Source organism: Mycobacterium sp. E2497 (assembly GCF_001668695.1).
Lineage (GTDB): Bacteria > Actinomycetota > Actinomycetes > Mycobacteriales > Mycobacteriaceae > Mycobacterium.
Genome location: NZ_LZKD01000176.1, coordinates 36,901 through 56,145, shown reverse-complemented (window position 1 = coordinate 56,145; position 19,245 = coordinate 36,901). Strand labels below are relative to the sequence as shown.

The following is a 19,245-nucleotide window of genomic DNA, read 5'->3' as shown; positions in this document are numbered from 1 at the left end:
TCGGTGTAACCCCTGGTCGGCCGCCGATTGCGGGCCGAACGGCGGGCGGGCCGGGCCGCCGATGTCCGCCGGCGGCCGCCGTAGCCGGTAGGCTTTGGTCAGGTTGAGTCCCCAGCTGCCGTTATCTACGGGCGCCACTTGGACACCGTCGTCGCTCGCCCTGCTCACTCTCAAGCCTGAAGGGCGCACAACCATGACCGCTTCACCCGATCTACGCACACCCCAGACGCATCCGCCCGCGCTGCTCGGCCAGCCGCGCAGCCGTTATCAAATCGATTGCGCCGGAGCGCAAATCCATGTTCACGCACGCAGCGTGGCCACCGTCTTGCGCATCGACGGTGAGGTCGACGCATCGAACGTCGACCTGATCACCGAGGCCGTTCGCCGGTTTTCGCGGCTGAAGGCCCCGCTGGTGCTCGACCTCGGCGGCCTGGATTTCCTTGCCGGCTCGGGCCTGCGCGCGCTGCTGGTCCTCAACGAGGAGCATCGCCGGGCCCAGCTGCGGTCCGTCGTCGTCGGCGGCGCGGCGCTGCGCCGGCTCACCCGGATCGTCACCGACCACGGGCTGCCGATCGCCGACTCGGTCGCCGTGGCCCTCGCGCACATCGAAGGCGCGACGACGGCCCGCCGTCGGCTGGTTTCGGGCCCCGCCCGGCAACACGAACCGCAAGGGGACACGTCGGCGCGGCTTCGGGGGCTGGCTTCCTAGCGGCCCAACCGGTGCATCAGCTGCTCGGCGGCGTAGCGCCCGCTGGCCAGAGCGCCGTGCACGGTGGCCGGATTGTCGACGCCGACGGCCTCGCCCGCCAGGTAGAGCCGGTCGCTGACCGGATCCTGCAGCCGGCGGCGGTCGTCGAGGCCCGAACCGGGAGCGTGAAAGGAGTAGGCACCCAACGCATACGGGTCCGCGCTCCAGTTCGACGTCTTGACGCCCACCGGCGAGACATCGCCGAACAGGCGGCGAGCGACGGGCAGCGCGGTGGCCATCAGGTCGCGCGGTGAGGCGGCCTCCGCGGTACGGCCGCGGTCACCGGCGTTGAACGCCAACACGATTGGACCCGCCGCGGCCGGCAGGGTGAACCACTGGGCCCAAGGGCCCCCGTCAGCGGCGAGGTATTCGTAGAAGGCGCTGTCCGCCGTCCACCCGCGCCGGTCGAACCGGAAGAAACTCTTGGACAGCACCCCGAAGCCCAGAGCGTCGATTGCGCGGCTGTGTTGGTCGGGCAGGGGCGGATCAAACGCGATGGCACCGGCTTTGAGCACGCCGAGGGGAACCGTGACGATGGCGGCGGGTCCCCGGAACGACCGATTCCTTGCCCGCACGACGACGGAGTCGCCCCGGTGCGCGATCGCGGTCACCGGCGTGTTCAGCTCGAGCCGCAGGCCATTGGCGAGCAGCCTGGGCAGGGCGTCGTAACCGTTCGTGACGACAACCTGATCGCCGCCGGTGTAGTCGCCCTCGTCAAAGGTGATGGCGGACAGCCGATCCGCGTCGGCGGCGAACTCATTCTCGATTTCGGTGGTGAGGTAGAAGGCCAGCTGCGCGCGATCGGAGGTGGACAGTGCCCGGCCGCCGACCGCGGCGTCGATGGCGGCGGCCAGGGAGCCGCCGTCGACTTGGTACCGCGCCCGTTCCACAAAGGCGCGCCACAGTGTCGGGTCGTAGTCGAGCGGGGCGAGTTCGGGGTCGATCACGAGCTTGGCCCAGCTGTAATAGTCGGTCGTGACCAGCTGCGCTTGCGCTTGCCGCGCCAGCGGCACCAGCGGGTTGTCGGTCGTTCCGTGGATCCACGACGCGCCCATTTCCAGCGGGGTGCCCCAGTCGCGGTCGGTGTGGACGCGTCCGCCGATGCGGTCGCGGGCTTCGATCACCCGAACCGGCCATCCCGCGTCGGCCAGACTGCGGGCGGCGGACAGGCCGGCCATCCCCGCGCCGACGATCAGGACCGACCGGGTTTCCGGCCACGGCGGTTGCGCCGGCGGGGGGCGTCGCGGTGAGCAGGCGGCCAGCAGCCCGCTGCCGACCACGCCCGTGGTTGCCGCGATGAATTCCCGACGGGACATCGGGTACACGGGTCTTAGCGTCTCACATCAGAATCGTTTGCCGGATTTACCGAATCCGAACGGACCTTAGGGATAAACTTGCGGGCGTCCTTAACTGCGGCGACGGGGCCGTGTTGGAGGGGGGTGCGGCGATGAGCGCTCGACGAACGGCTCGCGCAATCGATCCGTACCCCCACGTGCTGCCCCCCAGCCAGACGGTGGCCGTCCGGGCGACCGACGGCACCCGGTTGCACGCCGAGGTGTTCGGGCCGCCCGACGGCTACCCGATCGTGCTGACGCACGGCATCACGTGTGCCATCCGGGCCTGGGCCTACCAGATCGCCGATCTGTCCAACGATTACCGGGTGATCGCCTTCGATCACCGCGGCCATGGGCGCAGCGGCATGCCCCGGCGCAACGGATACAGCCTGAAACACCTTGCCTCCGACCTGAATTCGGTGCTCGATGCGACGTTGGCGCCGCACGAGCGCGCGGTGCTGGCCGGACATTCGATGGGCGGCATCACCATCGCCGCGTGGTCCGCACGGTACCGGCACATGGTTCGTCGGCGCGCCGACGCGGTCGCGCTGATCAACACCACCACCGGGGACCTGGTCCGCAAGGTGCAACTGCTGTCGGTGCCACACGGGCTGTCGCCGGCCCGGGTGGCCGCCGCCCGCGCCCTGATCCACGCGTTCGGCGGGTTCCCGATCCCGAGCGCCGCCCGCATCCCGAGCCGCTACTTCGTCGGAATGCTGGCGGTGGGCCGGGACGCCGACCCCAGCGTGGCCAGGATCGTGCACCAGTTCTTCGAACAGACCTCGCCCGCGGGGCGCGCCGGCTGCGCACGGATGCTGGTCGCGGCGTTGGGGTCGCGGTACCTCGAGCTGGACGGTTTGACGGTGCCGACCCTGGTGATCGGCAGCGAACGCGACCGGCTCACCCCGATCGGCCAGGCCCGCAGGATCGCGGGCACCGCGCCCAACGTGGTCGGCCTGGTCGAGCTGCCCGGCGGTCATTGCTCGATGCTCGAACACCCGCGTGAGGTCAACCGCCATTTGCGGGCGCTCGCCGAATCGGTGACCCAGGACGTGCGGATCAGCTCATAGCAGGGCGGTGATCTCGGCGGCCGCCCGCTGGCCGGACCTGACAGCGCCGTCGAGGAACCCGGTCCATTCGTCCGCGGTCTCGGTGCCGGCCCAGTGGATGGGGCCGACCGGCTCGCGCAGCCAGCGCCCGAACCGGGTCCACGATCCGGGCGGGACCGCGGCGGTGGGCCCGCCGGGCGCGAATTCCTCTGCGCCCCAACAGTGGTCGACGTAGTCGAGCGGCTTGAGCGCGTCGTCGCCGAACAGCGTCGCAAAGCAGCGCAGCGTCTCGTCGCGGCGCTGCTCCGGGGACAGCGAGTCGAACGCGCGCGCATCGACGAAGCCCATCAGCACACCGGGCCCGTCGGCGTGCGGGCTGACGTCGAAGGTGATGAACACCGGTCCGGCGTCGGACAGCGCCTGGCCGGAGAAGCCGTTGGCCCGCCAAAAGGGCGTGGAATACGCGGCGTACGCCTTGCTGAGCCGGCCCTGCGGCCAATGCCGGGCGAGTTCGTGGTACTCGGCGGGCAGCGGGGGCGCGAACTCGATCGATGCGCGATGTGCGGGCGGCACCGCGACGACCACGAACCCCGCCTCGGCCTGGCCGACGTCGGTGGTGACCGTCACCCCGGCGCCGTGCCGGTCGATGCGCCGGACCGGCGCGCCCAGCACGACCCGGGTGCCCAGCTCGGCGGCCGCGGCCTCGGCGATCTGCTGGGTGCCGCCCGGGAAACGGTCCTGTTGGGCGCCGTTCTCGACATCGAGCAGCCGGTCCAGGCCACCGGCGGCGTGCGTGTAGCGGGCCGCGTGCAGCATCGACACGTCGTCCGGTTCGCATCCCCAGGTCACCCGCGCCACGATCGCCAGTAGGTCGCGCGACGAGGCGGTGGCGTGCACGGCCCGCAGCCAGCCGCCGAGCGACACGTCGTCGAGCTCGCGCGCACGGCGCGCGTCCCACGGGGCCGACAACGGGACGCTGCGGGCGATCCGGTCGAATTGCCAACGCAGCCGGCCGATGTCCAGCAGCCCGGTCAGCGAGAGCTTGGGGATGGTGCCGCGGTAGGAATGCGTCCAGCCGCGCCAGTGGATCACGTTCTTGCCGTCGTGGTGAGTCGGGATGGTCGAGACGTCGAGTTCGGCCGCCAGCTCGAGGACCGCGTCCTGGGTCGGCCCGACGAAGGTGCCCCCGAGATCGGCGGGCAACCCCGCCACGCTGCCGGTGAAGGATCGACCCCCGACGCGGTCGCGGCCCTCGAACACCACCACGTCATGCCCCTGGCGGGCCAGCTCGCGCGCCGCGGCAAGCCCCGCAAAGCCCGCGCCGACCACGACGACGTCGACGATCCACGGCGGATTTGGCACGCGCACCAGTCAACAACACTTTCCGCGGTTCCGTGCGGCAAACGCCGGCGCCGGTTTCGCGCGTTCGCATCACGGCGAGGGCAAACATACGTTGACGTCGGGACTTTGGTTAGCGTGCGTCTACGTGATCGCCACGTGATTACCACCGCACCGGCAGCCGACGTCAGGCCGGACCTGCGAACCGTCGCCCTGGGCAGCATGGTCGGCACCACCATCGAGTGGTACGACTTCTACCTGTACGCGACCGCATCCGCGCTCGTCTTCAAGCCGCTGTTCTTCCCGCACGTTTCCCCCACCGCGGGGACGCTGGCCACCTTCGCGACCTACGCCGCCGGCTTCGGGGCACGCCCGATCGGCGCCGTCGTCTCCGGCCATTTCGGGGACCGGCTGGGCCGCAAGGCGGTTTTGGTGGCCGCGCTGCTGGTGATGGGTCTGGTCACCACCGCGATCGGCCTGCTGCCGACCTATGCGACGGCCGGGCTGCTTGCGCCGGTCCTGTTGGCGACGCTGCGGGTGCTGCAGGGGCTTGCCGTGGGCGCCGAGTGGGGCGGCGCGGCGGTGTTGTCGGTGGAGCATGCGCCGCCCGGCCGCCGCGGTTTGTTCGGCAGCTTCACCCAGCTCGGTTCCCCGGCAGGCATGTTGCTGGCGACGTCGGTCTTCTACGTGACCCGCAGCGCGACCGGCCCGGCAGCCTTTCTCGCGTTCGGCTGGCGAATTCCGTTTCTGTTCAGCGCGGTTCTGGTCGGCATCGGATTGTTTCTGCGACTGCGGCTCACCGACGCCGACGTCTTCGGCCGGCTGCGGGAGCGCGACGAGCTCTCGCGTCTGCCGGTGTTCGAGGCGCTGCGCCGCCAGCCGCGCAACGTGCTGATCACCACGGGGTTGCGCCTGTCGCAGATCGCACTGTTCGTCCTGCTGACCACGTATTCGCTTACCTACCTGCAGGATTCGTTCGGTAAGGGCAATAGCGTCGGGTTGATCGCGGTGTCGATATCGTCGGCTCTGGGTTTCGTGAGCACTCCGGGCTGGGCGCTGCTGTCGGACCGCGTGGGCCGGCGACCGCCGTACCTGTTCGGCGCGCTGGCCGGCGTCGTGGCCCTCGCGCTGTTCTTCATCGCGGCTTCAAGCGGCTCGGCGGTCGCGGTCGTCGCGTCAATCGTGTTCGGCGTCAACGTCGTTCACGACGCCATGTACGGCCCGCAGGCGGCATGGTTCGCCGAGCTGTTCGACACCCGGATACGCTACAGCGGCTCGTCGCTCGGGTACCAGATCGGCGCGGTCCTGTCGGGAGGGTTCGCGCCCTTGATCGCCGCGGCCCTGTTGGCGGTCGGCGGCGGCAGCCCATGGCTGATCGTGGGCTATTTCGGCGTGCTCGCGGCGATCACTTTCGCGGCGGCCTTTGCGGCGCGGGAGACGCGCGCGGACGAGATCGGGTGAGCTGATGAGCAGGATCTTTCTCAATGCCTTCGACATGGCCTGCGTGGGCCACCAATCCGCGGGGCTGTGGCGCCATCCCGAGGACCAGGGCTACCGGTATCGCGAACTCGGATACTGGACGGAGTTGGCCCGCATCCTGGAAGACGGCGGCTTCGACGCCCTGTTCCTCGCCGACGTGCCGGGCGTCTACGACGTGTACGGCGCCTCGCGGGACGCGGCGGTCATCGATGCCGCGCAGTTCCCGGTCAACGACCCGACCGCGGCGGTGTCGGCGATGGCGGCGGTGACCCAGACCCTGGGCTTCGGCATCACGCTGTCGCTGACGTACGAACAGCCCTACGCGTTGGCGCGCCGGCTCTCGACCCTCGATCACCTGACCGGTGGACGGGTGGCGTGGAACATCGTCACGTCGTATCTGGACAGCGCCGCACGCAACCTCGGGCTGGACACGCAGATCCCGCACGACCAGCGCTACGAGATCGCCGACGAGTATCTCGAGGTCTGCTACAAGCTGTGGGAAGCGTCGTGGGAGGCCGGCGCGGTCGTGCGCGACCGGGAGCGGGGAGTGTTCACCGATCCGGCGAAGGTGCACGACATCGAGCACAAAGGCCGGTACTTCTCTGTTCCCGGCCCGTTCCTGTGCGAACCCTCGCCGCAGCGCACCCCGGTGCTGTTTCAGGCCGGCGCCTCGCCGCGCGGTGTCCGGTTCGCCGCGGCGCACGCGGAGGCGGTTTTCGTGTCCGGCCCGACGCCGCAGATCGTGCGCGGCCCCGTACGCGCCCTGCGGCAGGCCGCCGCCGAGCTGGGCCGCGATCCCCGGTCCATCAAGGTCTTCACCATGGTCACCCCGGTGGTCGCCGCAACCCATGAGGAAGCCGTCGCCAAACTCGCCGACTACCGGCGCTTTGTCAGCCCCACCGGGGCGCTGGCCCTGTTCGGCGGCTGGACCGGGGTCGACCTGGCCGAGCTCGAGCCCGACGAGCCGCTGCGCTACGTCCAAACCGAGGCCAACCGATCCGCGCTGGCCTCGTTCACCACCGCGGATCCCGATCGCGCCTGGACCGTTCGTGAACTCGCCGACGAGATCGGCCTCGGTGGCCGCGGCCCGGTGCTGCCCGGGTCGCCGGGGGAGGTGGCCGACGAACTCGAACGCTGGGTCGAGGAGGCCGACGTCGACGGGTTCAACCTGGCCTACGTGACCACCCCCGGGACCTTCGTCGACTTCGCCGAGCTTGTAGTGCCCGAGCTGCGTCGTCGCGGCCGGGTGCCGGCACACCGGGCGAGCGGCACCCTGCGGGAGCGGCTCGGGGGAGCGGGACCGCTCCTTCCGGACGACCACCCGGGCGCGGGCTACCGGCGCTGAACGGCCGGCTAGGGGGCGACGGTGAGCCAGTCGGAGAACCCGGACGGGTCATGGCGGCCCAGCGCGCCGTGTTCCTACAGGATTCCAGCTTGGGCTCCACGTCGAAGTGCACCGACGTGCCGTCGGGAGCGGACGGCGGGGTCGACGGACGACCGGCCCGCGTCTTGGTGTTTTCTCGACAGCTGTGACTTACCAGTCCCGCGGGGTGACGGGCGCGAGCCATAAGCCAACAATGGTGTCGACAAGGGCGGTTCCCACCGACTGCCAGTCCTTACGTCGCGATTGCATTGCGGCGAAGTCGGATTCGTAGTCGGCGCAGGTGTGGTTGAGCAAGATCCGGGCCATGGTTCGGCGTTCGAACAGTGTGTCCGCGGGGTGGTCAGGTAGCCGCTCGGAGATTTGGGAGATGACGTATCGAAGTGGACTCGACGATAGGGCGGTGCGGGTCAGCACGGGGCCGTAGGTCGGATCGGTGAGCGTGCGCGCGCAGAAACGTGCGTACCACGATGGAATGGTCAGCGAGCCAAGGTGATCGGTGTAGGAGTGGACGAGACATGAGATCCACGCGGTCAGATCGTCGGAGCGGGACCGATCGTCGATCCGGCTTTGTAGGCGTCTGTCAATGTCTGTTCGATGCAGATTCTCTATCGCCGTGACAAGCTGGGTCTTGGTGCCGAAGTGATAGCCGACCGCAGCATGATTGCGTTGACGCGTGGCTGCCACGATCTGGCGATGTGAGACGGCTGTGACGCCGTAGGTGCCGAAGAGCATTTCAGCGGCGGCGAGAATCGAGTTTCGTGTCGAGTCAGCCCGCCCGTGTCGGTTAGTTGCCGTTGTCATGACCTACTCCTTGCTCGGCTGCTGTCGATCGTCTCGCCGTTCCGGATGGCCACCGGGCGGCGGAGAGCACCGTGCGACAGGGACTCCGCGGAGCCGTGGCAAAGGTAGGACTGGATTGATCGAGTCGGCGGTTGGGTCGAGGCGGAAAAACGGTTCGACACTCCTTGGCAGGTTATCCATCTGCAGTTCTCGTAGCGCGTGTTCTTTGAATGCGTGCGCGGCGATGCTCAGCTCGTGATCGGCGTTGGTGAAATCGAATTGATCATCGAAGATCAGCACGTCGGCTCGCCGGTCGCCATGGGCGTCGTAGGCGTGCTCGTTCAGGACGTATTGGTCGGTGAGAAGGGCTGCGGCTATGACGATTTGGTGCCGTAGATGAGGAGTTGTTCGAGCGGATAGTGGCGTAGTGAGCAGGTGTCGACAGCCCAGGATCCGCAGCGCTTGTTGCTCTTGGCGTGTACATGGCTGGACTGTGGTGACGGTGACCGTCCATCCGGCCAGGGATCGATCGCAGATGAGACCACCGGCGTGACGTATTGCCTCGGCGCCGGACTGGGCCACGATGTCGAGGCGGTGAGGCGTGTCCTCGAGGTCGGCAAGGGCCTCCGCATTGGGTGGTGGGCCGTGCACCGGGCGCGCCGCGACGCGCCCGTCGCGAGAAACCATGGCTGACGGTTTTGTGGTGGACGCCCCTGCGTCCGGCGCGGGTTCCAGGTGTGCGGCGGGTACGTCGGCGGAGCTGCGGGCGGAGATCATAGTTTCCTGATCCCCCGGACGACCTGAAGATACGGGCGGGTGGTGGCCATTCCCTTGGCCGCGCTGGGCTGGATGGCGCTGGCGTTGCCGACGACGAGGTAGCGCAGTCCGTGGTCGCGCCACTCGGCGATCTGATCGATGACTTCGTCGGGGGTGCCGACGGCGAATTGTTCTTGCAGAAGGCTTTTGGGCACGGTGGCTGCGTAGCGCAGCGCGGTGGCTTCGTCGATGGTCTGGGGGACGAGGTCTTGCACGCCGGTGAAGTTGGCGCCCATGGGGTGTTCGGCGCCGTGGCGGGCCCATGCTTCCGCCGGGGAGGCGAGCATGAAAATTTTGGCGATGTTGGAGTCCAGCACCTCGTCGATGTCGTCCCAGGATCGACCGGTGATGATGAACCGTATTGCGGCCGGGGTGATGTCGTCGGGATTGCGGCCGGCATCAGAGGCGGCGCTGCGGAGCGCGGTCAGCTTCTCGCCGTACACCTTGGGTTGGGTGATGCTGGCGGGAAACCAGCCGTCGGCGTAGCGGCCGGCGGCGCGGATCATCCGGGGGCCGTTGGCGGCGACCCAGATCGGTGGCCACTTTCCTTTGTAGGGCGGGACGTTGAAGGTGGCGTTGTGCAAGGGGAAGAACGCCGAGTCGCGGTTGACCAGGTTTCCGTTGGAGTCCCACAGGGCGCGGATCGTGGCCAGTGCTTCCTCGAAGCGAGCCACCGGTTTGGACCAGTCGACACCGTAGGGTTCGTTGCCCTCGCGTTCCCCGGTGCCGATGCCGAGGATGGCGCGGCCCTTGGTGAGCAGGTTGAGGGTGGCAACGGCTTGGGCGGTGACGGCGGGGTTGCGCCGTCCGGGGTCGGTGACCGAAATGCCCAGGCGCAGTTTGCCGATCCTGCTGGAGGACGCGAGATGGCCGAGCATCGTCCAGGGTTCCAGGTGCGCGTCGATCTGGGGCACGATCTTGGCCAAGCCGATGTGTTTGGTGGTCCACATCGAGCGGGGCAGCACCCCGTTGAGGTGATCGCCGACCCACAGTGAGTCCGCCCGGCAGGCCAATGCCATGAGGTGGTCGGCGCGGGCCAGTGGGGCGGGGCCGAAGCGGGAGTTGATGGTGTTGTGCAGGACACCGATTTTGAATCCGGTCATGGTCATCCCCTCTTCCGGGTCACCAGGTCACGGGTAGTTCGTAGGCGCCGAAGGCGAGGCGATCGTGTTTGAGTGGAACGTGATCGGCCGGTATGGCCAGCTCCAGGGTGGGGATGCGTTTGAGCAGCGTGGAGAACACGATCTGCAGTTCGACCCGCGCCAGGCTCTGTCCGATGCATTGATGCCGGCCGAAGCCAAACGCCAAGTGCTGGTTGACTTCTGGTCGTTGTAGATCGAGCCGCTCCGGTTCGTGGAACACGGAGGGATCCCAGTTGGCGGGAACGAGGTCGATGATGATGCCGTCGCCGGCGCGGATGGTTTCGCCGGCGATGTCGATGTCTTCGGTGGCGATGCGCCGCTGCCCGTTGTGAATGATCGACAGGTAGCGCAGCAGTTCTTCGACGGCCCGCGCGATCGCCTTCTCATCGTCGGTGTCGCGGAGAAACGTCATTTGGTCGGGGTTCTCGAGCAGCGCGAAAACACCGAGACTGATCATGTTGCCGGTGGTTTCGTGTCCACCGATGAGCAGCGTGTTGGCCGCTTGGGCGGCCTCCTTGACCGTCAGTTCGCCAGTTTTGACCCGTTCGGCGATGTCGGACACCGCGTCCTCGGCGGGCTGCTCCATCTTGGTTTCCACCAGCTGCAGCAGATATTTGAACAGGCTGCGCCCGCTCTGGGCGGCGTCACCGGCGGTGGCGAAGCGGGCTAATCCCTTGGTGGCCGATTCCTGGAAAAATTCCGCGTCTTCGTAGGGCACGCCGAGCAGGTTGCTGATCACCAGCGACGGAATTGGCAATGCCAGCGTGGCCACAATGTCGGCAGGTTTGGGTCCGGCCAGCATGGCGTCGATGTGGTCGTCGGTGATCTTCTGGATCACTGGTCGCATGGCTTCGACGCGTTTGAAGGTGAACGGCTTGGATAACATGCGGCGAAACCGTGTGTGGTCTTCCCCGTCGGCGGTGACCAGCGAGGGCGCGCGTTTCTTGGCCATGATTTCCATGCCCTCGTTCCAGTACGGAAACCCTTCGCGGTGGTCCCCGACGCTGACTCGGGGGTCGGCGTAGAGTGCGCGCGCCTCGGCGTGGCCGGTGACCAGCCAGGGTGTGGTGTCGTTCCAGATCCGGACCCGGTGCAGCGGCTTATCGGCGTTAAGGTCTCGCAACGCTTGCGGCGGGTCGAATGGGCATCGGCCGTCTCGGGTCATCGGATAGTGCGGAACGGTGTCGGCCGTGCGCTCGGAGGTCTCGGTCATTGAGAGTCCTTTCAGAATCGACACGTGACGACGAACGGCTGCGCGGGTGCGGCAGCAGAGGAGCCTGGGGGCCAGGGACACGGGCTCCTACCCGGTGCCGGCGGTTGCCGCCATCACCGGAGCGCGCCACAACCCGGTAGTCGCCTCGACGATCGCCGCCCCGACGCCAGCCCAGTTGGTCCGCGGAACTGGTCGGCCCTCGGCGAAGGCGGCTTCGTATTCGGCGCAAGTGTGGTTGAGCAGCAGCCGCGCCATCATCGCCCGCTCGGCGCGCACCGCTGCCGGAATTTCGGGCAGGCAGCGTTTGATTCCGTCGAGCACTGTGCCCAATTCCGGTGAGGACAGCGCACTTCGGGTGACCACCTTCGAGTAGACCGGGTCGGCCATCATCTGTGCGCAGAACCGGGCGTACCACGTCGGAGTGCCCAGCGCGTCGAGGTGATCGGTGAGCGGCCGCACGAGACACGCGATCCAGTCCTGCAGATCGGCGGAGTCCCCGACGTCGAGCAGGCGCTGGGCGAGCAGCTGGTCGATGTGTTCGGCGTGCTTACGCTCGATTGCCCGCACTACGTCTTCCTTGGTGCCGAAGTGGTAAGCGACCGCGGCATTGTTGCCTTGCCCGGCGGCTTCCACGATGCGGCGGTGGGTGACATCGGCGATGCCGTGCTCGGCGAAAAGTCGCTCGGCGGCGGTCAAAATGGCCTCGCGCGTCGCGTCAGCGCGTGCCGACCGTGGACTGCGCCTGGCCTCGGCCACGTCGACCTCCTGCCTGCCATCAACCGATTTTCGGGACGCCCTGAGCGACCCCTCGCGGTTCCGAGTCAACCGCATACCCTTGCACTAAGTCAAACATTTTACTTAAATGGCGTTGATGCGCTTCGCAGCCCCACCCTCAGGAGCACTTCGCGGCACGACACAGGTGCGGGCTAAGCAGCACGCCGTTCAGCTCCGAAAGGCCCCTTGATGACCCGCAGTGCGACCAGCGCGATTTACTACGACCCGTACGACGTCGAGCTGAACACCGACCCGTTCGCCATGTTTCGGCGGTTACGTGAAGAGGCACCGCTGTATTACAACGCGCAGTACGACTTCTATGCCTTGAGTCGGTACGACGACGTCAGCGCTGCCTTGGTCGATCACCGCACCTATAGTTCGGCGCGCGGAGCGATCCTAGAAATCATCCGGGCCAACATGGAGATCCCGTCGGGGCTGTTGATCTTCGAAGATCCGCCAGTTCACGACATCCATCGCACACTGCTGTCACGGGTGTTCACGCCCCGCCGTGTCGGTGCTCTCGAACCCCAGATCCGTCAGATTTGCGCGAACATCCTCGACTCTGCAGGCGAGCGCGGGGAGTTCGATTTCGTCACCGATCTCGGTCTGCTTCTGCCGGTTCGTGTCGTCGGAAAGTTGTTCGGCATCCCGGAAGGTGAGCAGGACCAGCTGTTTCAGCAGAGCCTGTCCACGCTCGACAGCGAGCCGGGGCAACCCCTGGTTGGGCTCGCGAGCGGGGAAGTGTTCTCTGACTACTTGGATTGGCGCATCCAAAATCCCTCTGATGACCTTCTGACAGAGATGCTCACGGCGGAATTCACCGACGAGCACGGGACGGTTCGCAGATTGTCACGCGATGAGGTGTTGCTCTACCTCACCGTCGTGGCCACCGCGGGCGCCGATACGACGACCCGAATGATCGGCGCCGCAGGAAAACTCCTCGCCGACCACCCCGACCAAAGACGCGACTTGGTCTCCGACAGGTCGCTGTTGGGGCCGGCTGTGGAAGAGATCGTTCGATTCGAGCCGCCGGCGGTGCACGTCGCCCGCTACGTCACCCGCGACGTCGACATCCACGGACAAACCGTCCCCGAGGGCAGCGTGGTGATCGCCCTGCTCGCGTCAGCCAACCGCGACGATCGACGCTTTCCTGACGCAGACACCTTCAACATTCACCGAAAACCTTGTCAGAACCTGTGTTTTGGAGTCGGCACCCATTACTGCATGGGCAACGCCCTAGCCCGGCTTGAAGGACGCCTTGCGCTCGACGAGGTGCTTAGCCGATTCCCCGAATGGCATGTCGACGAGTCTCGCGCCCGATACACCACCACCTCACTGGCCCGTGGATGGTCTTCGCTACCGGTCACCGTGGCATAGACCTACTCGACAAATACATCGGAGACGACCAGATCTGTAGGAGTGATCAAGAATGACTGGACGTGTCGAAGGCAAAGTCGCCTTCATCACCGGCGCCGCCCGCGGCCAAGGCCGCAGCCACGCGCTACGGCTGGCCGAGGAGGGCGCCGACATCATCGCTGTCGACATCTGCAAGCAGGTCGACACCGTCACAATCCCGCTGGCCACACCGGAAGATCTCGCCGAGACCGCGGACCTGGTGAAGAACCTCGGCCGACGCATCGTCACTGCCGAGGTCGACGTCCGCGACTACGACGCGCTCAAAGCCGCCGTTGACGCCGGTGTGCAGCAACTGGGCGGTCTAGACATCATCGTGGCCAACGCCGGCATCGGCAACGGCGGTCAAACCCTGGACCACACCAGCGAAGCCGACTGGACCGACATGATCGACATCAACCTCACCGGAGTTTGGAAGACCGTGAAAGCCAGTGCGCCACATATCATTGCGGGCGGCAAAGGCGGTTCGATCATCCTCACGAGCTCGGTCGGCGGCCTGAAGGCCTACCCGCACACCGGGCACTACGTCGCCGCCAAACACGGCGTGGTCGGCTTGATGCGCGCCTTCGCCGTCGAACTCGGCGCGCGCAACATCAGGGTCAACTCGGTGCACCCCACCAACGTCAACACTCCGCTGTTCATGAACGAACCCACGATGAAATTGTTCCGGCCCGATCTGGACAACCCGGGTCCCGACGACATGTTGGTGGTCGGCCAGCTCATGCACACCCTGCCGATCGGCTGGGTGGAGCCCAGAGACATCAGCAACGCCGTGTTATTCCTGGCCTCCGACGAATCCCGATTCATCACCGGAATCACCCTGCCCGTCGACGGTGGCAGCTGCCTCAAATAGCGCGGCTGCTCGCTCACACAGTAAGGACGCCATGGTCGACCACGACCCCCCCACCGCGCTGCTCGACAATCGAGCGGCCTATCCGGCGCGCGCGCTGGCCATCACCTCGTCGACGAATGACGACACCGTCGAACTCAGCATCGAGGATGTCGTCGTTGCCGATCCGTCGCCACGGCAGGTCGTCGTGCGCATCGAGGCCGCCCCGATCAACCCCTCCGACCTCATGGCGATGCTCGGCGACTCCGACGTCGACCAGGCACGCTTCACAGGCTCGGCCGAGCACCCGCGCGTCCAGATCCCGCTGCCGCGCACACGTCCGCGCAACCCCAGACCGCAGGCTCTGCGTGTCGGTCAGGAGGGATCCGGCGTGGTGGTCGCCACCGGCGCGGCCGCCCGTGACCTACTGGGCCGCAAAGTCGCTGTGGCGCCGCGAGCGGCCGGGATGTTTGCGCAATATCAGACCGTGTCGGCGCGAGAGTGCACCGTATTGCCCGACGACGCCAACCTCACAGCGGCCGCGTCCATGTCGGTGAACCCTTTGACCGCCCTGGCCATCACCGAAACGGTACGCCTGGACGGACACACCGGACTCATCCACACCGCCGCCGCCTCCACGGTCGGGCAGATGCTGGTCAAGATCTGCCTGGCCGACGACCTCCCCTTGGTCAACGTGGTGCGCTCGCCACAACAGGCGTCGCTCTTGCGTTCCCTGGGCGCCCAACACGTCTGTGATTCCAGCCAGCCGACGTTCACCCATGACCTGCTGGCCGCAGTCACCGTCACCGGCGCCACCGTCGCCTTCGACGCGATCGGAGGTTCGACGATGGCCGGCGATCTGCTCACCGCGATGGAGGCCGCCGCGCGATCCCGCCAATCGACCTACAGTCCCTTCGGCTCTCCCGAGCGCACACACGTCTACCTCTACGGCCACCTGGATCGATCCCCCACGGTCCTGCACCACGACAACTACGGGATGTTCTGGGGAGTGAGCGGCTGGGTCATGCCCGACATCCTGGCCCGCGCCGGCACCGAACGCACCGCTGTGCTGCGACAACGCGTGATCGACGAAATTTTCACCACGTTCAGCACCGCCCACCACCGAAGCGTCACCCTCACCGGTGCGCTGGAGCGAGAGGCGATGCTGGGCTACAGCCGACAAACTACCGGCGGCAAATATGTGATCACCCCAAACCCGTGATCGCAGAATCCTTTTCCCGCAACCGCGAGCGCCAGACCACGCAAGGAGAACCCCACGTGAGCAACGACGCCACGAACGCCATCATCACGACCATCAATCTCTACGCGCTGGCTGTCGACACCCAGCAATGGGACCTTTTCGACGACGTGTTCACCCCCGACGCCGTCGTGGACTTCGGCGGCGGCACCCGCTGGACCGACTTGTCCACGCTGACAACGGCGTTCGCCAAAATTCACACCCCCTACCTGGCGACCTGCCACACCACCACCAACCACGTCGTGACGGCAACGGCCGAGCACGCGCACTGCCTGAGTTACGTGCACGGCCGCTTCTTCGCCGACCAGCCCGAAGGCAGCATCTTCGAGTCCGGCGGCTGGTACGACGACCGACTCACCTGCACCCCCCAGGGATGGAGGATCAGCCACCGCACATGCCGCACCATCTGGTCCGCGGGCAACCCGAAGGTCATGGGCCTCGACGCCGAGCCCGCCCCGCCGCGCGCCACCAACTCCCTGCACCGCGCCGCGGCGAACAACAAACTCGCCATCCTGTCGGCGTTGCGCGGCGGCGGCCAGGGCTCGACACCGCCGCACGAGTCGCCCCAATGAGCGCCCCCGCTTCCTCCGGCAATACCGCCGACCGGTGGATCACCACCTGCGAACTCACCGACCTGGTGGCGCGCCTGTGCCGAGCCATGGACCGCCTCGATGAAGCTGCCATCGCCGCCTGCTACTCGGATCCCTCCTTCGACGACCACGGCGCCTTCAAGGGCAGCGGCCAAGACTTCGCCGCCTACCTGTGCGCCAGCCCCATCCCACCCACGCACCACCTCCTCGGCCAATCGGTGGTGGACATCGACGGCGACCAAGCCTGGGGCGAAACATATTTCGTGATGCACGGCCTGGGCGCCCACCCGGCCTACGGCCGCTACATCGACTACTTCCAGCGATCCGGTGCCACTTGGAAGCTCACCTATAGGCGTGTCGTGCCCGATGCCACGGTCCCCGGCGACGCGTCCACCTACTGGCGAGCAACCCGAAACCGCGACGACCCCGCCTATGACCGGCTTCGCTGGCCGCCCCAGCAGACATGGGAAGAGGCACCCGGCGGTGCCTCCGGCATCAGCAAGGCCACCACCGAACGCCTCGATCAGTCCGGAGCCGGCGGTACTAATCGCCGACCGCACGACGCCTCCGCACGCCCATGAAAGGATCGCTATGAAAGCCTGGCAACTCACCGCAGTCAACGAACCGCTGCGATACGTCGAGCGCGACGACCCGACACCCGGTCCTGGACAGGTCGTCATCGACGTCCGCGCGGCCGGCATCTGCCACAGCGACGTCGGCTTCATCGACGGCACCTTGACCGCGCTGCTCCCGCACTTACCGATGATTCTGGGCCACGAGGTCGCTGGCGTGGTTGGCGAGATCGGGCCCGACGTGAGCGAGGTCAAAGCCGGCGACCGGGTCGTCATCGGCGGACCGGAAAGTTTCGCACCGGGCTGGGCGACCGATGGAGGCTTCGCCACGAAATGCCTTGCCGAAGCCCGCGGCCTGATAATCCTGCCCGACACTGTCGACTTCAGCCAGGGCGCCACCGCCACCGACGCCGGCCAAACCGCTTACGGCGCAGTCATGGACGTCGGAAAACTGCAGGCCGGCGAACGTGTCGGCATCATCGGACTCGGCGGGCTCGGCATGACCGGCGCACGCCTTGCCGTGCTGGCCGGCGCGCAGGTGTACGGCGCGGAACCCAACCGCAAGGCCTGGGACCCCGCGTGGGAGCGCGGGCTTCTCGACATCGTCGAGGACGCTAAGGATCTCGCACAGTACAACCTCGACATCATCGTCGACTTCGCCGGCTTCGGGACCACAACCGCCGCCGCAATCAGCGCCGTGCGCCTTGGCGGCCGCGTCGTGCAAGTCGGACTGGGCCGCACCGAAGCTACCCTTCCCATCGCCGAACTGGTCTACAAGGAAGTCTCGATTCACGGCGCCCGCGGTGGCCATCCCGGCACCATCGAACCCGTCCTCAACCATATGGCCACCGGCGATCTCGAAATCTTGGCCACCACAATCACATTCGACGATATCCCGGACGCTCTGGAGCGGCTCAAGAACGGTGATGCCGTCGGCCGCTTTGTCGCAGCGATGGACTAAAAGCAGTTCCGACAATAACCATCCGCACCGCCCCTTCGATCCGCAGGCCAACGACCCGAGCTTGTTGACGCCGGGATGGTGCAAACGAAAGGAAGAACGCCGATGAGTAACGCCAGCGACACCAAATCCACGGTCGGGAGTCCCACCTCGGCGACCATCCCGGTCTTCAACCCGTCCACCGAGGAACAGATCGCCGAAATCCGGGACTTTGACGAGGCGGCCGTCGACGCGGCGGTCGCCCGAGCGCGCGAGACATTCGAATCGGTGGCGTGGCGCAAGCTGCCCGCCGCGCACCGGGCGCAGGTGCTCTTCCGCGCCGCCGACATCATCAGAGAGCGCACCGATGAGTTGGCCGAACTCGAGTCTCGCGACAACGGTATGACCGCGGCGGCGGCGAAGCAGATCATCAAGGTGTCACTCGACGTATTGGTCTACTACGCCGGCTGGGTCGGCAAGATCCACGGCGAGTCGGCCAATCTCGTGTCCGACGGCCTGCTCGGACACTTCGAGAACTACCACACCTTCACACAGCTGGAACCGGTCGGCGTCGTGGGCCTGATCATTCCCTGGAATGGACCCTTTCACGTCGCGATGGTCAAGGTCGCACCGGCACTCGCCGCGGGCTGCAGCGCGGTCCTCAAGCCTGCCGAGGAGACCCCGCTCACCGCACTTAAGCTCGAAGAGATCTTCCGGGAGGCTGGGCTGCCCGACGGTGTCCTCAATGTCATTACCGGCTACGGCGAGACCACCGGCGCGGCACTAACCGCCCATCCCGACGTCGATAAAATTTCGTTCACCGGATCCACGGAAGTCGGCCGGCTAATCGTCCAGGCGGCGGCAGGCAACCTCAAACGCCTCACCCTCGAACTTGGCGGCAAGTCGCCGTTGATCATGTTTGACGACGCCAACCTCGACAAGGCCATCGTGGGCGCAGGCATGGGTCTGCTCGCCGGCTCCGGGCAGAACTGCTCCTGCACGTCGCGCATGTACGTTCAACGCGGCATCTACGACCAGGTCGTCGACGGCCTGGCCGCGTTTGCCAGAATGTTGCCGATGGGAGGCAGCGACGATCCCAATTCCGTTCTCGGACCGCTGATCAGCGAGAAACAGCGCTCACGAGTGAAAGGCATCGTCGACGACGGTGTGGCCGGCGGCGCGCAGGTCATCACCGGCGGCAAGCCGATGGACCGCAAGGGCTACTTCTACGAGGCGACGATCGTCACCAACACCACCCCCGACATGCGGCTGATCAAGGAGGAGATCTTCGGGCCGGTCGGCTGTGTGATTCCGTTCGACGACGAGGACGAGGTGCTCGCCGCCGCTAACGACACCCGCTACGGGCTGGCCGGCGCCATATGGACCGAAAACCTCGGCCGCGCGCACCGCATCGTCAACGAGCTTCGCGGCGGCCAGATCTGGGTGAATTGCGCTCTCGGAGCAGACCCCTCAATGCCGATCTGCGGGCACAAAGAATCCGGATGGGGCGCCGAGCGTGGTCGCAAGGGTCTCGAAGCGTACTTCAACACCAAGGCCGTCTACATCAGCCACTGACTTCCGCTAGTCCG

18 protein-coding genes are annotated in these 19,245 nt (G+C 66.8%); 12 read left to right on the top strand and 6 right to left on the bottom strand.

What is annotated here, in order from left to right:
• Positions 1-193: 193 nt before the first annotated feature.
• Positions 194-709, top strand: coding sequence for an STAS domain-containing protein (locus A5713_RS16115; protein WP_082972992.1), 516 nt, complete (start codon positions 194-196; stop codon positions 707-709).
• Here A5713_RS16115 and A5713_RS16110 read toward each other — a convergent pair.
• Positions 706-2,064, bottom strand: coding sequence for an FAD-dependent oxidoreductase (locus A5713_RS16110; RefSeq protein WP_068097061.1), 1,359 nt, complete (start codon positions 2,062-2,064; stop codon positions 706-708). The two genes, A5713_RS16115 and A5713_RS16110, sit on opposite strands and share 4 nt — an antisense overlap.
• A gap of 131 nt (positions 2,065-2,195) precedes the next feature.
• On the opposite strand from A5713_RS16110, the gene A5713_RS16105 reads away from it, so the two are divergent.
• A complete protein-coding gene (locus tag A5713_RS16105; RefSeq protein ID WP_068096996.1) occupies positions 2,196-3,152 on the top strand; it encodes an alpha/beta fold hydrolase in 957 nt (318 codons plus the stop codon).
• Here the strand turns inward: A5713_RS16105 and A5713_RS16100 are convergent.
• Entirely contained in the window at positions 3,147-4,493 is a 1,347-nt protein-coding gene (locus tag A5713_RS16100) for a flavin monoamine oxidase family protein (RefSeq protein ID WP_068097059.1), read from the bottom strand. The genes A5713_RS16105 and A5713_RS16100 overlap by 6 nt on opposite strands.
• A gap of 198 nt (positions 4,494-4,691) precedes the next feature.
• Here A5713_RS16100 and A5713_RS16095 point away from each other — a divergent pair, with 198 nt between their 5' ends.
• Together A5713_RS16095 and A5713_RS16090 are read left to right on the top strand one after the other, a co-directional pair.
• On the top strand, positions 4,692-5,930 hold the full coding sequence (locus tag A5713_RS16095; protein WP_082972995.1) for an MFS transporter: 1,239 nt from the start codon (positions 4,692-4,694) through the stop codon (positions 5,928-5,930).
• 4 nt (positions 5,931-5,934) lie between these two features.
• Entirely contained in the window at positions 5,935-7,293 is a 1,359-nt protein-coding gene (locus A5713_RS16090; protein ID WP_068096993.1) for an LLM class flavin-dependent oxidoreductase, read from the top strand.
• 189 nt (positions 7,294-7,482) lie between these two features.
• On the opposite strand, the gene A5713_RS16085 is transcribed toward A5713_RS16090, so the two are convergent.
• A complete protein-coding gene (locus A5713_RS16085; protein ID WP_068096990.1) occupies positions 7,483-8,133 on the bottom strand; it encodes a TetR/AcrR family transcriptional regulator in 651 nt (216 codons plus the stop codon).
• A gap of 213 nt (positions 8,134-8,346) precedes the next feature.
• Between A5713_RS16085 and A5713_RS28345 the strand changes: the two genes are divergently transcribed.
• Entirely contained in the window at positions 8,347-8,508 is a 162-nt protein-coding gene (locus A5713_RS28345; protein WP_197516388.1) for a hypothetical protein, read from the top strand.
• Positions 8,509-8,885: 377 nt separating this feature from the next.
• On the opposite strand, the gene A5713_RS16080 is transcribed toward A5713_RS28345, so the two are convergent.
• The 3 genes from A5713_RS16080 to A5713_RS16070 all read right to left on the bottom strand — a co-directional run bounded on the left by A5713_RS16080 (position 8,886) and on the right by A5713_RS16070 (position 12,039).
• Positions 8,886-10,031 (bottom strand): LLM class flavin-dependent oxidoreductase, encoded by a 1,146-nt coding sequence (locus A5713_RS16080; protein WP_068097056.1) that lies wholly within the window; start codon positions 10,029-10,031, stop codon positions 8,886-8,888.
• A 19-nt stretch (positions 10,032-10,050) separates the two neighbouring features.
• Positions 10,051-11,298, bottom strand: coding sequence for a cytochrome P450 (locus tag A5713_RS16075; protein WP_369804475.1), 1,248 nt, complete (start codon positions 11,296-11,298; stop codon positions 10,051-10,053).
• A gap of 72 nt (positions 11,299-11,370) precedes the next feature.
• Positions 11,371-12,039, bottom strand: coding sequence for a TetR/AcrR family transcriptional regulator (locus A5713_RS16070; protein WP_068096984.1), 669 nt, complete (start codon positions 12,037-12,039; stop codon positions 11,371-11,373).
• A gap of 207 nt (positions 12,040-12,246) precedes the next feature.
• On the opposite strand from A5713_RS16070, the gene A5713_RS16065 reads away from it, so the two are divergent.
• The 7 genes from A5713_RS16065 to A5713_RS16035 all read left to right on the top strand — a co-directional run bounded on the left by A5713_RS16065 (position 12,247) and on the right by A5713_RS16035 (position 19,231).
• Positions 12,247-13,434 (top strand): cytochrome P450, encoded by a 1,188-nt coding sequence (locus A5713_RS16065; protein ID WP_068096981.1) that lies wholly within the window; start codon positions 12,247-12,249, stop codon positions 13,432-13,434.
• A 52-nt stretch (positions 13,435-13,486) separates the two neighbouring features.
• Positions 13,487-14,323, top strand: coding sequence for a mycofactocin-coupled SDR family oxidoreductase (locus A5713_RS16060; RefSeq protein ID WP_068096977.1), 837 nt, complete (start codon positions 13,487-13,489; stop codon positions 14,321-14,323).
• Positions 14,324-14,354: 31 nt separating this feature from the next.
• Positions 14,355-15,521, top strand: a complete 1,167-nt coding sequence (locus tag A5713_RS16055) for a zinc-binding dehydrogenase (RefSeq protein ID WP_082972990.1) — start codon at positions 14,355-14,357, stop codon at positions 15,519-15,521.
• A gap of 56 nt (positions 15,522-15,577) precedes the next feature.
• Positions 15,578-16,129, top strand: coding sequence for a nuclear transport factor 2 family protein (locus A5713_RS28790; RefSeq protein ID WP_197516387.1), 552 nt, complete (start codon positions 15,578-15,580; stop codon positions 16,127-16,129).
• A complete protein-coding gene (locus A5713_RS29245) occupies positions 16,126-16,728 on the top strand; it encodes a nuclear transport factor 2 family protein (RefSeq protein ID WP_068096971.1) in 603 nt (200 codons plus the stop codon). The genes A5713_RS28790 and A5713_RS29245 overlap by 4 nt, the downstream gene beginning before the upstream one ends.
• A gap of 10 nt (positions 16,729-16,738) precedes the next feature.
• The gene (locus A5713_RS16040) at positions 16,739-17,680 is read left to right on the top strand and encodes an alcohol dehydrogenase catalytic domain-containing protein (RefSeq protein ID WP_068096969.1); all 942 of its coding nucleotides are present in this window, start codon (positions 16,739-16,741) and stop codon (positions 17,678-17,680) included.
• 102 nt (positions 17,681-17,782) lie between these two features.
• A complete protein-coding gene (locus tag A5713_RS16035; RefSeq protein WP_068096967.1) occupies positions 17,783-19,231 on the top strand; it encodes an aldehyde dehydrogenase family protein in 1,449 nt (482 codons plus the stop codon).
• Positions 19,232-19,245: the final 14 nt, after the last annotated feature.

Bases quoted from the DNA above. Each gene is read 5' to 3' on its own strand.
- A5713_RS16115 (WP_082972992.1), top strand. From the start codon at position 194: ATGACCGCTTCACCCGATCTACGCACACCCCAGACGCATCCGCCCGCG.
- A5713_RS16110 (WP_068097061.1), bottom strand. From the start codon at position 2,064: ATGTCCCGTCGGGAATTCATCGCGGCAACCACGGGCGTGGTCGGCAGC.
- A5713_RS16105 (WP_068096996.1), top strand. From the start codon at position 2,196: ATGAGCGCTCGACGAACGGCTCGCGCAATCGATCCGTACCCCCACGTG.
- A5713_RS16095 (WP_082972995.1), top strand. From the start codon at position 4,692: ATGGTCGGCACCACCATCGAGTGGTACGACTTCTACCTGTACGCGACC.
- A5713_RS16090 (WP_068096993.1), top strand. From the start codon at position 5,935: ATGAGCAGGATCTTTCTCAATGCCTTCGACATGGCCTGCGTGGGCCAC.
- A5713_RS16085 (WP_068096990.1), bottom strand. From the start codon at position 8,133: ATGACAACGGCAACTAACCGACACGGGCGGGCTGACTCGACACGAAAC.
- A5713_RS16080 (WP_068097056.1), bottom strand. From the start codon at position 10,031: ATGACCGGATTCAAAATCGGTGTCCTGCACAACACCATCAACTCCCGC.
- A5713_RS16065 (WP_068096981.1), top strand. From the start codon at position 12,247: ATGACCCGCAGTGCGACCAGCGCGATTTACTACGACCCGTACGACGTC.
- A5713_RS16060 (WP_068096977.1), top strand. From the start codon at position 13,487: ATGACTGGACGTGTCGAAGGCAAAGTCGCCTTCATCACCGGCGCCGCC.
- A5713_RS16055 (WP_082972990.1), top strand. From the start codon at position 14,355: ATGGTCGACCACGACCCCCCCACCGCGCTGCTCGACAATCGAGCGGCC.
- A5713_RS29245 (WP_068096971.1), top strand. From the start codon at position 16,126: ATGAGCGCCCCCGCTTCCTCCGGCAATACCGCCGACCGGTGGATCACC.
- A5713_RS16040 (WP_068096969.1), top strand. From the start codon at position 16,739: ATGAAAGCCTGGCAACTCACCGCAGTCAACGAACCGCTGCGATACGTC.
- A5713_RS16035 (WP_068096967.1), top strand. From the start codon at position 17,783: ATGAGTAACGCCAGCGACACCAAATCCACGGTCGGGAGTCCCACCTCG.